This window comes from Pantoea sp. USMM079 (assembly GCF_037153115.1).
Taxonomy (GTDB): domain Bacteria; phylum Pseudomonadota; class Gammaproteobacteria; order Enterobacterales; family Enterobacteriaceae; genus Pantoea; species Pantoea communis.
In genome coordinates this window covers 1-259 of record NZ_JBBCKX010000080.1, presented here as the reverse complement: position 1 = coordinate 259, position 259 = coordinate 1, and the positions used below count along the sequence as shown (strand labels likewise).

The 259-nt window shown below is 53.3% G+C and carries 1 rRNA gene; it reads right to left on the bottom strand.

The annotated features are described in order from the left end of the window. Nucleotides 1-259: ribosomal RNA gene (locus WFP70_RS26605) — 23S ribosomal RNA — on the bottom strand; the annotation flags it as partial.

The following is a 259-nucleotide window of genomic DNA, read 5'->3' as shown; positions in this document are numbered from 1 at the left end:
TCAATTAACCTTCCGGCACCGGGCAGGCGTCACACCGTATACGTCCACTTTCGTGTTTGCACAGTGCTGTGTTTTTAATAAACAGTTGCAGCCAGCTGGTATCTTCGACTGGCTTCAGCTCGGGGAGCAAGTCCCTTCACCTACATGCCAGCGTGCCTTCTCCCGAAGTTACGGCACCATTTTGCCTAGTTCCTTCACCCGAGTTCTCTCAAGCGCCTTGGTATTCTCTACCTGACCACCTGTGTCGGTTTGGGGTACG